Here is a 12,120-nt window from a genome sequence, read left to right as displayed (position 1 = left end):
GTGTTCGCCATTTCGAACACGCTCCACTCCGTACACCGACGGAAGGCCGAGCCGCCATGACCACTCCCCGCAGACCCTCACGTCGCCATGTCCTCGGCATGGCCGCCGCCGTGCCGCTCGCTCTGACCGCCGATCTGGCCCTGGGCGCCGGTCCGGCCGGCGCGGCGACGGGCCCGGCGTTCGTGATGGCCTACTTCACCGAGTCCCCGGACGGACTCGGCACCGACTACGGCCTGCACCTGGCCGTCAGCCTCGACGGCCTGGAGTGGACGCCGCTCAACCAGAACAAGCCGGTCGCCACCCCCACCCAGGGCGCCGGCGGCCTGCGCGACCCGTTCGTGCTGCGCAAGCAGGACGGCACGTTCGCCGTGCTGGCCACCGACCTGAAGGGCACCGACTGGAGCTACAACAGCCAGTACATCCATGTCTGGGACTCGGCCGACCTTCGCTCCCTCACCGGCTACCGCAGGCTCAAGCTGCACGGCATGACCACGCACAGCTGGGCCCCGGAGGCCTTCTGGGACGCCGCACGCGGCCAGTACGCGATCGTCTACTCGTCGGTGAACGCCAGCGGCCACAACGTGCTGATGGTCAACTACACGACCGACTTCCGCACGGTGTCCGCGCCGCAGGTCTTCTTCGACCCGGGCTACGACGTGATCGACGGCAGCTTCGCCCTCGGCGTCGGCGGCACGAACTACATGTACTTCAAGGACAGCTCGAAGCAGACCCTGGTCGGCGCCCGGTCAGCCACCCTCGCCCCGGGCAGCTGGCAGCGCTTCAGCACGCCGGTGGCCCACGGCGGCACCGAGGCACCGATCCTGGTCAAGTCGTCGTCGTCGAACACCTGGTACCTCTGGGGCGACACCTACACGCCCAACGGCGTCTTCTACGCCTGGCAGACCACCGACCTGGCCTCCGGCACCTGGACGCCGGTCGACCAGCGCCGCTACACCCAGCCGGTGAACTCCAAGCACGGCAGCATCGCGCCGCTCACGGGCACGCAGTACGACAACCTCCTCGCGCACTGGGGAGCCCCGGCCTGGAACCGGCTCAAGTCGTACAACCACCCGGACCGCTACGTCCGCCACGCCGACTTCGCCGGCCGGATCGACCCCTACCCCTTCGACCCGTACACCGACGCCCAGTGGAAGCTCGTCCCCGGCCTCGCCGACGCGTCCGGGGTGTCGTTCCAGTCGGTCAACTACCCGGGCCGGTACCTGCGGCACTACAGCTACGCGCTGCGGCTGGACCCCAACGACGGCACGTCCGCGTTCGTCCAGGACGCCACGTTCCACAAGGTCCCCGGGCTCGCGGACTCCACCTGGACGTCGTTCCGCTCGCACAACCACCCGACGCGCTACATCCGCCACTCCGGCTACGCCCTGCGCATCGACCCGGTCTCCACCGCCACGGACCGGGCGGACGCGACGTTCCGGATCGGCTACTGACCTGCCGCCCTGGCGGGAAGGCCGGGCCGGGCTCCCGAGCGGCACACGCGGGGACGCGACGGCCCGGCCCGGCCTTCCACTGCCCGCAATCTGCCACCCGGCGCCCCGCTCCGCCTCCCGGGGAGGCCCGAACGAGGACGGCCGGGGGAGCCTGCGATGATGCGGCCCATGTCGACCCTCGCCACCGTCGCGGTGCTGGCCCTCGCCGCCCTCCACGCCTACATCCTGGTGCTGGAGATGTTCCTGTGGACCACTCCGCGGGCCCGCGCCGCCTTCGGCACCAGCGCCGAGTTCGCGGCCGGGACGAAGGCCCTGGCCGCCAACCAGGGCCTCTACAACGGCTTCCTCGCGGCGGGCCTGCTCTGGGGCGCGGTGGCGTCCGACCCGGTGGGCTTCGAGGTCTCGGTGTTCTTCCTGGTGTGCGTCGCGGTCGCCGGGGTGTACGGGGCGGCCACCGCCAGCCGGAAGATCCTCTTCGTCCAGACCGTCCCGGCACTGGTCGCCCTGGCGCTGGTGCTGCTCGCGCACTAGTGCCGCGGCAGGCCACGTTTGCCCGTCAAGGAGCGGCGTCCGGTGCGTGCTCTCGGCGTGCCGGGTGCAAGCCCTCGTACTGGATGTACTTGGGCTTGTGCCCGGTGCGGCGAGTGGGGGTACCTCCCACGCCCTTAAGGCAGTGGGGGAGCGTGCCGGGCGTCGCGACGGGGCGAACGTTGCCTGCCGCGGCACTAGGGCACGGCGTCACTCGCCCTCTGTGACGGCCCGCTCCATGAGCCGGACCGCCTCCGCCTCCGCCGTCTCGGGCGGCACCACCAGCAGGTCCCAGCGGCCCCGGCCGGGCGCCAGCAGGCACACGGTGTCCGGGGTGGCCGGCGAGTCCCTGCGGCCCACGTGGACCTCCTGCCCGGCGACGTCCAGCCGCTCCGGGCAGGCCAGCCAGACGTCCCCGTGGACCAGGACGCTGCTGATCCGGCCCCAGGAGCCCGGCAGCACGGCCAGCAGCCCGGGCAGTTCCGCGGCCAGGTCGTACGACCGGGGCCACCACGCCCCGTCGATACGGCGGGCCGTGCGGCCGAGGCGCGGCTGGACCGCGAGCCTCAGCCGGACCTCGGAGGGGGCCGGGACGGGCGGCGGGGGCGAGGAGGCGGACGTCATCAGGGCTCCTGCTGCGGACGGGGGGCGTGGCCAGGAGACCGCAGGCCACCGGTTGCGGCATGCCCCCGGGTCCTTCCACCGTACCCCGCGGGGCGGCACGGGAGCCGGGGTCCGCCCGTACCGCCCGGCGTCGGTCAGAGGCCGTAGCGGTTCTTCAGATGACGCCAGAAGTCACGCAGCATCCACTGGTCGAACTCGGTGATCTGCGTGGCGCTGCCCGCCTTCATCAGGAAGCAGCACTGGCCGGTCGGCGACCAGTCGTAGAAGTCGTCGAGGCCGAAGGTGTGGCCGACCTCGTGCAGGTAGATGTGGATGTTCTCCTGGTTCAGGGCGCCGGTGAAGTACTCCTGGCCCATGCGCTGGCCCCAGTCACCGCCCGCGCCGCCCCCGAAGCCCTTGGTCAGCCACAGCGACTGGTCGTAGTGGCGGGCGGCGCCGCCCGGGCACTTCGAGTAGTTGCCGTCCTGGTGGAAGAAGCGGCCGCAGTCCGGGGCGCACTGCGGGGCGCCGCCGCTGTCGAGGATGCCGGTGTAGATGTCGACGGAGTTGTCGGTCCACTGGAGGGTGGAGCGGTTCTTCACCGCCCAGCCGACGATGTTGACGGGGACGTCGGTGTACGGCCAGGCGTTGTGCCCCTTGCCGTTCTCCGTCATGGCCGCCATCCACTTGCCGAACTGCTTCTTCAGCGCCGCGTGGATCCGGTCGCGCAGGGCGGCGCTGACGGGGGCGTCGGACTCCCAGCGGACGCAGTAGTTGACGCTTCCCCGGTTGGCCATGATCTGGTCCCAGCCGTAGTTGCGGAAGCCGTAGAGGTTGCCGTAGGTCGACTCGACGTGGTTCCACACCTCGTTCAGGGGCTGGACGAGGTGCGCGGGCGGGTTCCACTCGTCGGCGGCCTGCGCCCTGCCGTTCGCCATGCCGGGGGTGGCGAACGCCGCCGCCAGGACGGCGAGCACGGTGAGCAGCCGTGCGAGGTGTCTGCGCATGGTGATCTCCCTCGTGTGGGGGTCGGGGTATCACCATCGGGTCGTCACCGGCGCCGGGGAGGTTGCCCGGGCGTCCGGGGCGGAGGCTCGCGGGTGAGTGCCCGGGCGCGGCTGCCCGGGCGTGAGCATTCCGGGCATGGACATTCCGGGCGCTTTATCGCATGACGTCGGCGATAATCGGAGCATGACTACGGCAACGTATGGAGTGCTGGCGGCGTCGTCAGATCACGCGGTCGCCGTGACCATCGCCTTCGTCGGCGGGGCGGTCATCGCCCTCGCGCTGATCTGGGCCGTGCGGGTCGGGATGCGGGTCATGGACAAGGACACGCACCACCCCGCCCCCGAGGAGCAGCCGCACCTCCCGGACGGCGGGCCGGTCCGTGAGATGCGGGAGATGCGGGAGCCCGACGAGATGCCGGTCGTGACGCGCGACGGCCAGCGGCTCCTGCCCCATGAGCTGCACCGCGCGAGCACCAGGACGGGCAAGGACCAGAAGCCCCGCCGCTGGCTGCCCGGATCCAGCGGTTCCTTCGGCGGCGGCGGCCTCGGACACACATGAGGCTGCAGGCCGTAGAACCGCCGTAGGACCGCCGTAGGACCAGGGAGGCGACATGGCTGCCCGCCACCGGACGCGCTGGGCGACGGGCGGGGCGGCGTCGGCGCTCGCCCTGGCCGCCGTGCTCACCGGCTGCGGCGGCGACGGCCCCGCGGACACCGCCCGCAAGGCGGAGTCGGCGGTCGGATCGATCGCCTCGCGGGCCTCCGAGGCCGTGGAGTCGGCAACGGCGGAGGCCGAGCGCCGGCTCGACGGCATCCGGGGCGGCATCGACGTCAAGGGCGACGTGAAGGTCGGCACGCCCTCCGTGGGCGCCGACGGCCGGGCCCGGGCCGAGGTCACCGTCGACAACACCGACGACTCGGCACGGTCCTTCGCCGTCCAGGTCGACTTCACCGACGCCGGGGGGCGGCTGACCGACACGGTCATCGTCACCGTGGAGCACGTACAGGCGGGCGACTCCGCCACGGCCACCGCCCGCAGCACCCACGACCTGTCCGGCGAGGTCCGGGCCGAGGTGGCCCGGGCCGTGCGCTACTGACCGGCGCCGTCGTCACTGACCGGCGCCGTCCGCCACCGAGATGTCGATCTGCTCGCTCATCGCGCTCACCCCGTTCAGGGTGGCGACCGCCTGGAGCCGGTTGGCGCCCGCCGGGAGCGCCGGGACGGGGATGCAGGTCCAGGTGCCGTCGGGGGCGGCGATGGTCGCGCAGGCCTCGCGGTCGTCCTTGTCGCGGACGGTGACGCGGGCGCCCGGGTGCGCCGTACCGGCGATCTGCGGCCGGACGTCCAGCGGCACGCCGGACAGCGGACGGGTCAGCGTCGGCCCGGCCAGACCCACGGTCACGGAACACCGGCCGCCCGCCCGCCGTACGCCGTGCGCGTCGCTGATCCGCAGGACGCAGTCGCGCAGCCGCGTGCCGGGCACGGCGTCCGCGGGGACCGCCAGCACGAAGGGGAACGTACGGCCCTGCCACGACTGCCCGGCCGCGTCTCCGGTGACGGTGTACGTCCCGCTGCGGCCGTCGGCGGCGACCCGGCCGAGGTAGCCGGGCGCGTCGAGCGGCGTGGCCGTCACACGGGTGCCCCGGGGCGCCGTCAGCGTCAGCGTGCCGCCCGGCACCGCCCCTTGCGAGCCGGCGACTTCGAGGAGGCCCTCCCGGCCCGGTGCGATGGTCGCGGCACCCCACAGCTCACCGTCCCCGGCCGCCGCCTGCGGCCCGGGGAACGCGAGCACCCCGGCGACGACGGCCCCCGCCACCGCTGCTGTCTTCCTGGACCTGTTCATGGCGGGCGGGGCTCCCTGTCCGAACGTCGACGGCACTCTGCCAGCGATTCTCACGGTGCGTTCCCGCAGGTGGCGCGTGCTGCTGGGCCGTGCGGGTGGCGGACGCTCACCCCGCCGTCCCCGGCGGGGTGAGCCGGTGCCGGCCCTAACGCCCGAGCCACACCGTCGTGTCCGGCCCGAGCCGGCCGTCCCGCAGGGGGGCGCTGCTCAGCAGCACCTCACCGGCCGGCAGCGGGACCGCCCCCGCGGACAGGTTCGTCACGCACCGCCAGCCCTCGCAGCGGTCGAACTGCAGGACACCCTCCGGGGCGTCCGCCGCCCAGGTCAGCTCCTCGCCGTCGAGCAGTTTGCGGCGGAGCTTCAGGGCCGTGCGGTACAGCTCCAGGGTCGAGCCCTCGACGCCGTCCTGGGCCTCGACGGCGTAGGCGGCGAAGCCGGGCGGCTGCGGCAGCCAGGCGCCGCCCGGCCCGAAGCCGTACGACGGTCCCGTCGTCGTCCACGGCAGCGGCACCCGGCAGCCGTCGCGGCCCTTGCGGACGTGGCCCGTCTGCTCCCAGATCGGGTCCTGGAGCACCTCGGTGGGCAGGTCGGCGACCTCGGGCAGGCCGAGTTCCTCGCCCTGGTAGACGTACGCCGAGCCGGGCAGCGCCAGCATCAGCAGGGTGGCCGCCCGGGCCCGGCGCAGCCCGGCCTCCTCCTCGACCGCGGGGGCGTGGCCGCCGGAGAGCAGCCAGGCGTTGACGTCGGTGCCGGGCGGGAGCATCAGGCGGGAGGCGTGGCGGACGACGTCGTGGTTGGACAGCACCCAGGTGGCCGAGGCGCCGGCCGCCCGGGCGGTGGCGAGCGAGTCGGTGATGACCTGCCGCAGCTCGTCCGCGTCCCAGCCGGCCTCCAGGTACTCGAAGTTGAAGGCCTGCCCGAGCTCGTCCGGACGGGCGTACAGCGCGCGCCGGGCGCCCGGCACCCACGCCTCCGCGACGGCCATGCGGGGCGGACGGTAGGCGTCCAGGATCTTGCGCCAGTCGCGGTAGATCTCGTGCACGTCGTCGCGGTCGTAGAACGGGTGCGTGCCGGGCGGCATGCCGGTGAGGGCGTCCTCGCGGCTCAGCTCGGGCGCGCCGAGGTCGCGCAGCGGTTCGCTCAGGTCCTTGACGAGGGCGTGGGCGACGTCGACCCGGAAGCCGTCGACCCCGCGGTCGGACCAGAAGCGCAGGGTGGTGCGGTAGTCGGCGCGGACCTCCTGGTTCTCCCAGTTGAGGTCGGGCTGCTCGGGGGCGAACAGGTGCAGGTACCACTGGCCGTCGGGCACCCGTTTCCACGCGCTGCCGCCGAAGACGGACTGCCAGTCGGTGGGCGGGAGTTCGCCGTGCTCGCCGCGGCCGTCGCGGAAGACGTACCGGTCGCGGGCCGCCGAACCGGGCCCGGAGCGCAGGGCCTCCTGGAACCAGACGTGCTGGCGCGAGGAGTGGTTGGGCACGATGTCGACGATGACCTTCAGACCGAGCCGGTGGGCCTCGGCGACCAGGGCGTCGAAGTCGTCGAGCGTGCCCAGGCGCGGGTCGACGCCGCGAGGGTCGGCGACGTCGTAACCGCCGTCGGCGAGTTCGGACGGGTAGAAGGGGCTCAGCCACAGGGCGTCCACGCCCAGGGCGGCGAGATGGGTGAGGCGTCGGGTGATGCCGTGCAGGTCGCCGAGGCCGTCACCGTCGGCGTCGGCGAAGCTGCGGGGATAGATCTGGTAGACGACGGCCTGGCGCCACCAGTCGGGGTCCCGGGACGACAGGTCGAGGGTGGAGCGATCGGTCACGCGGTCTCCTTCGCAGGGCATACGGGCGACAGCATTGAATCTGTCCAGAATGCCGGAAAAAGGAACCATCGCGTTGATCGGAGTGATCCATTCCCGCTGTGATGAAAGTGTGATGGCGGAGGAACTTCCTTTGTATACCCGCAGGTTGACAGCCTGCTGCGGCCCGGCCACGATGGGGGCGCACTGAGGCTCATGAGACCAATGAGCCCAGTGTTTCTCAGACCGCTCACCCCGGTGCGGCCCCCGCAGCCGCGCGCTGCGCGCTGCCCGCCTGCCGCCACCCGGGTTCCGGCACACGCCAAGAAACGGGATACCCCTATGTCCATAGCGAGACGTGTCACCGCGCGCCGCCTGCTGGGGACGGGCGCCGCGGCCCTCGCCCTGTGCGCCGCATCCGCCACCACCGCGTTCGCCACCGGTACGCCCGGCGGGGACGGCTGGTCGTCCGGCGGCACCTACAAGCCCGGGACCGGTGCGGGCACGGAGACCGGGACCGACCGCTGCCAGTTCTCGCTCGACGGCACGAACTTCTACGACTCGGTGAAGGTCGACGACCAGAACCTGAAGCCGACCGAGGACGGCAAGGTCCACATCAAGGTCCGCACGGCCGGTGACGCGACGACGTGCACGGCCTCCCTGGCCTCCTACCTCGCGCACGGCGCGACCTTCGAGACCTCCGGCGAGCAGGTGTTCGTCGACTTCGACACGGTGACGGTCAAGCCGGGCGGCACCGACTCGCTCGACATCGCCATCCCGGACAAGGGCTGCTTCGGGCAGATCGACCTCTACCGGGGCGCGGTGAAGTTCGACGGCGACCTCGACGCGAAGGACGGCTTCGAGCACGGCGAGCTGCCCAAGGGTCCCGACCGTCCGGTCATCAAGGACAAGCTGATCGCGGCCTGGAACGGCGGCACGAAGGACTGCACGACGACGCCCCCGCCGGCGGAGCCCCCGGCGAGCTCGACGCCCCCGGCCACCCCGTCGGAGCCGGCCGAGGAGACCACACCGCCGGCCACCCCGTCGGAGCCCGCCGAGCCCTCGACGCCCCCCGCCACGGACACGGACACCCCCACCCCGTCCGCCTCCGAGTCGACGACACCCCCTGCCCCCAAGCCGAACGGCGGTGGCGGCGACCTGGCCGAAACGGGCGCCAACAGCAGCACGGGCCCGATCGCCATCGGCGCGGCGGCCCTCCTGGCCGGCGGCGCGGCCCTCGTCCTCACGACCCGCCGCCGCGCGGCAAAGCGCAACGCGTAGACACCTGAACCACCTCACGACGGGCCGCCGCCCCCTCAGCCGCGGCCCGTCGTGCCGCGAATCCGCTGAGCCGCGGGCAGTCGTGCCGCTGGGGCGGCGTCCTTCCCAAAGAAGCGGCACCCCGTCGCGCCGGGTTGCGCACACCCCGCCCTGCCGGCGTCCCACCAGGGACCCGCCAGGGCGGGGTACCGGAACGGGGAGCGCTAGACCGTCTCCAGGTACAGACTCACGTACCGCTCCACGTCCACGTCCAACGCCACCTCCACCAGCGGCTGCTCGCGCATGCCCTCGTGGATCTCGGACTCCCCGAGCCGCGGCCGCCGGTCGACGATCGTCTGGCCACGGGCGGGCCCAGGGGCCAGAACGACCTCGACCGGCAGCCGCTCCGTGGTCAGCCCCTTCGGGTCGACGACCGCGCAGACCGCACCCGCGTCACCGAGTCCGCCCATGGGCGTGGGATCCCCCGACGTGGCCGGATCCCGGTGGGCGAGCAGCTCACCGGCCATCCGCAGACTCGGATCCGCACTCGCCCGCAGCCGCTGCACCTCCCCCGCCGGCACCAGCACCTTCTTGAACACGTCCAGCCCGTACATCGTGATCGGCACCCCCGCGGTGAGCAGCACCGCCGCCGCCTCAGGGTCGTGCCACACGTTGAACTCCGCGACCGGCGTGGCGTTCCCGGTCGCCACCGCGCCGCCCATGAACACGATCCGCTCGATGTTGCGGGTCACCTCGGGATGCGTCCGCAGCAGCAGCGCGATGTTCGTCAGGGGCGCCAGGGGAATGAGCGTGACCGGCCTCGGCGAGGCGAGGATCTCGCGACGCAGCAGCGTCACCGCGTCCACGTCGACCGGCACGCGGGTCGGCGCGGGCAGCCCCAGATCCCCCATTCCGTCCTGCCCGTGCACATGCCGTGCCGTCCGTACGGGCTCGATCAGCGGACGCTCGGCACCCCGGGCGACGGGAATGTCCCCGGCGCCGGCCACCTCCAGCACGGTCAGGGTGTTGCGGACCACACCGTCCACGTCCGTGTTCCCGGCCACGCAGGTGATCGCCCGCACGTCGAGCGCCGGGTGCCGTACGGCGAACAGCAGGGCGAGGGCGTCGTCGACGCCCGTGTCGCAGTCGATGATCACCGGGATACGCTGACCGTCCGTCACGGCGGTGGCTCCTTCCACTGTTCCCGCGCTGGGCTTTCGCACGAGCGACCTTACGCCGCCTCCCACAGGCCGGTTCCGCGAGCCGCCACCCGGTCCGCGATACGCCGCAGGAACTCGGCGGCGGGCAGGGCGCCCGGCCGCCGCCCGTCCCGCAGGCGCGGTGCCACCTGGTCCGCTGCGGCCTCCCGGCCGCCGATCACCGCCTGGTACGGGACCAGTCGAGCCGCGCGGATACGGGCGGCGAGGGTGCCCTGGCCGGGGTCGCAGACCTCGGCGCGCAGGCCGAGTCCGCGGGCGCGGCGGACGAGGTCGTGGGCGTGGCCCGCCTGTTCGTCCGCCACCGGGAGCACCACCAGCTGCACCGGGGCCAGCCAGGGCGGGAAGGCTCCGCCGTGGGCCTCGACGAGGTGGGCGACAGCCCGTTCCACGCTGCCGATGACGCTGCGGTGCACCATGACCGGGCGGTGCTTCGCTCCGTCGGGGCCGATGTAGTGCAGGTCGAAGCGTTCGGGCTGGTGGAAGTCGATCTGGACGGTGGAGAGGGTGGCCTCCCGCCCGGCGGGGTCGGCGATCTGCACATCGATCTTCGGGCCGTAGAAGGCCGCCTCGCCCTCGGCGGCCTCATACGGGATGCCGGAGCCGTCGAGGACTTCGCGCAGCAGGGCGGTGGCCCGCCGCCACAGCTCCGGGTCCGCCACGTACTTGCCGCCCTCGCCGGGCAGGGAGAGACGGTGGCGGGCCGCGCGGATACCCAGGTCCGCGTAGGCGCGGCCGATCAGTTCCAGCGCGGCCCGCGCCTCCTCGACGGCCTGCTCCAGGGTGCAGAAGATGTGCGCGTCGTTGAGGGTGATGGCCCGTACCCGGGTCAGGCCGCCGAGGACGCCGGACAGCTCCGAGCGGTACATGCCGCCCACCTCGGCCATGCGGAGGGGCAGTTCGCGGTAGCTGTGGGAGCGGGAGCGGTAGATGAGGGCGTGGTGGGGGCACAGGCTCGGGCGCAGCAGGACCTGTTCCGAGCCGAGGTCCATCGGCGGGAACATGTCCTCGCTGTAGTGGTCCCAGTGCCCGGAGATCTCGTACAGCTCGCGTTTTCCGAGGACGGGCGAGTACACGTGCCGGTAGCCGGCCCGCTGTTCCGCCTCGCGGACGTACTCCTCCAGGGTGTGCCGCACGATCGCGCCGTCGGGCAGCCAGTACGGCAGCCCCGCGCCCATCAGCGGGTCGGTGTCGAAGAGGTTCAGTTCACGGCCGAGCCGTCGGTGGTCGTGCATGGTGGGCTCCTCGGGTCTGAGGCGAGCACCACGACGAAGCCCCGGGGCACTCGCCCCGGGGCTTCGGACATCTGCGTCAGCTGTCAGCGCGCCGGGACACTCTCCGGCGTCGTCGTGAGAGACGGGAACGGCTGGGCGCGCTTCATGGGCGTGACCGTAACAGGAGTCCGGTCCGCGGGGCGACGGCTTTTCGCGGTCGCCCGCGAGGCGTACGCCTCCCCCTCCCTCACCCGAACAGCCCGTCGCGCTGGTGTGCCGCCCGTCGCGGTGGTGCCGTAAGAGCACGTACCGATCTTGGAGCGCCCGCCCCCCTCCCGAGGCCCCTCCAGGAACTCCCCGCAGGAGGCCCTTGCGATGACCCACCCTCCGGCCGGCCGACGCGCCCCAGGTGCCCGCGCTCTCCTCGCCTCCGCGCTGTCCGTGACCGCCCTGCTGGCCACGGCCGCCTGTTCCCTCCAGGACGAGCCGCGGCCACGGTGGTTCTCCGCCTCCGCCACCCCCACCGGCGCGTCGCCCGCCGGCGAACGGCCCGCGGGTTCCGGGGCCGGTCTCACCCAGGCCCAGGCCCAGGCTGCACTGATCACCGCGGTCGATCTGGGGGAGCCGTGGGGGCCGACGCGGGGTGCCAGGACCTGGCGGGACGGGCTGCTCAAGGGGACCACGGAGGACCGTGACTGCCAGCGGCTGCTCGACGCCCTCTACACGGAGGAACTCTTCGGTGCCCCGGCCGGCCCGCGGGCGACGGTCGCGTTCGACGACGCCGGCACCGACGCCCAGTTGCGCTACCACGTCGCCGCCCACCCCCCGGCGGACGTCGACCGCACCCTGGACTGGCTGAAGTCGCTGCCGGGGAAGTGCGGCGAGTTCACGGCCGCGACCACGCGCGGCGGCGTCCAGGCCGTCCAGGTCAGCGACACACGGCTGCCGCCGGTGGGCGACGCCCGGCAGGCCCTGCGGGTCACCCTGGCCGGCGAGACGGAGGAGGGAGAGCTGACGTACCTCACGATGGACCTCGCCGCCGTGCGGGTCGGGGAGGAGACGATCACGCTCACCAACGCCGGCCTCGGCGAGGTGGACGAGGAGGTCACGCGGCAGACCGTGGAGGTCGGGGCGCAGCGCCTGTCCGAGATCAGGAAGCAGGGGCGGGCCCGGATCTGACGGCTACCGGCCAGGCCTCGGTACCGGTCCAAGC

General features: G+C 73.0%; 12 protein-coding genes. 6 read left to right on the top strand and 6 right to left on the bottom strand.

All coding sequences use genetic code 11. The annotated features are described in order from the left end of the window. Positions 1–56: 56 nt before the first annotated feature. Together HDA41_RS20805 and HDA41_RS20800 are read left to right on the top strand one after the other, a co-directional pair. Positions 57–1,451: a glycoside hydrolase family 43 protein gene (locus HDA41_RS20805; RefSeq protein ID WP_184986024.1), complete on the top strand. Its 1,395-nt coding sequence runs from the start codon at positions 57–59 to the stop codon at positions 1,449–1,451. A gap of 168 nt (positions 1,452–1,619) precedes the next feature. Further along, positions 1,620–1,982, top strand: coding sequence for a DUF1304 domain-containing protein (locus tag HDA41_RS20800; protein ID WP_184986022.1), 363 nt, complete (start codon positions 1,620–1,622; stop codon positions 1,980–1,982). A 207-nt stretch (positions 1,983–2,189) separates the two neighbouring features. On the opposite strand, the gene HDA41_RS20795 is transcribed toward HDA41_RS20800, so the two are convergent. Together HDA41_RS20795 and HDA41_RS20790 are read right to left on the bottom strand one after the other, a co-directional pair. After that, entirely contained in the window at positions 2,190–2,603 is a 414-nt protein-coding gene (locus HDA41_RS20795) for a DUF5994 family protein (RefSeq protein ID WP_184986021.1), read from the bottom strand. 134 nt (positions 2,604–2,737) lie between these two features. After that, entirely contained in the window at positions 2,738–3,589 is an 852-nt protein-coding gene (locus HDA41_RS20790) for a hypothetical protein (RefSeq protein ID WP_184986020.1), read from the bottom strand. A 184-nt stretch (positions 3,590–3,773) separates the two neighbouring features. Here HDA41_RS20790 and HDA41_RS20785 point away from each other — a divergent pair, with 184 nt between their 5' ends. Then, positions 3,774–4,148 carry a DUF6479 family protein gene (locus HDA41_RS20785; RefSeq protein WP_184986019.1) on the top strand — a complete coding sequence of 125 codons (375 nt, stop codon included), beginning with the start codon at positions 3,774–3,776 and terminating at the stop codon, positions 4,146–4,148. 52 nt (positions 4,149–4,200) lie between these two features. Beyond that, a complete protein-coding gene (locus HDA41_RS20780) occupies positions 4,201–4,686 on the top strand; it encodes a hypothetical protein (protein ID WP_184986018.1) in 486 nt (161 codons plus the stop codon). 12 nt (positions 4,687–4,698) lie between these two features. On the opposite strand, the gene HDA41_RS20775 is transcribed toward HDA41_RS20780, so the two are convergent. Both HDA41_RS20775 and HDA41_RS20770 read right to left on the bottom strand, forming a co-directional pair. Beyond that, positions 4,699–5,433, bottom strand: a complete 735-nt coding sequence (locus HDA41_RS20775; RefSeq protein ID WP_184986017.1) for an Ig-like domain-containing protein — start codon at positions 5,431–5,433, stop codon at positions 4,699–4,701. 145 nt (positions 5,434–5,578) lie between these two features. Further along, complete coding sequence (locus HDA41_RS20770) at positions 5,579–7,261, bottom strand: glycoside hydrolase family 13 protein (protein WP_184986016.1); 1,683 nt, start codon at positions 7,259–7,261, stop codon at positions 5,579–5,581. A gap of 297 nt (positions 7,262–7,558) precedes the next feature. On the opposite strand from HDA41_RS20770, the gene HDA41_RS20765 reads away from it, so the two are divergent. Beyond that, positions 7,559–8,497 (top strand): LAETG motif-containing sortase-dependent surface protein, encoded by a 939-nt coding sequence (locus tag HDA41_RS20765; RefSeq protein WP_184986014.1) that lies wholly within the window; start codon positions 7,559–7,561, stop codon positions 8,495–8,497. Positions 8,498–8,700: 203 nt separating this feature from the next. Here HDA41_RS20765 and HDA41_RS20760 read toward each other — a convergent pair whose 3' ends face one another. Continuing rightward, a complete protein-coding gene (locus HDA41_RS20760; RefSeq protein WP_184986012.1) occupies positions 8,701–9,657 on the bottom strand; it encodes a nucleoside hydrolase in 957 nt (318 codons plus the stop codon). A gap of 50 nt (positions 9,658–9,707) precedes the next feature. Next, entirely contained in the window at positions 9,708–11,015 is a 1,308-nt protein-coding gene (thrS, locus tag HDA41_RS20755) for a threonine--tRNA ligase (RefSeq protein WP_376706859.1), read from the bottom strand. A gap of 267 nt (positions 11,016–11,282) precedes the next feature. On the opposite strand from thrS, the gene HDA41_RS20750 reads away from it, so the two are divergent. Then, positions 11,283–12,086, top strand: a complete 804-nt coding sequence (locus tag HDA41_RS20750) for a hypothetical protein (RefSeq protein WP_184986008.1) — start codon at positions 11,283–11,285, stop codon at positions 12,084–12,086. The last annotated feature ends 34 nt before the right edge of the window (positions 12,087–12,120 follow it).

This window comes from Streptomyces caelestis (genome assembly GCF_014205255.1).
In the GTDB taxonomy this organism is placed as follows: domain Bacteria; phylum Actinomycetota; class Actinomycetes; order Streptomycetales; family Streptomycetaceae; genus Streptomyces; species Streptomyces caelestis.
The sequence above is the reverse complement of the archived record's forward strand: the minus strand, read 5'-3'. Positions and strand labels throughout refer to the sequence as shown.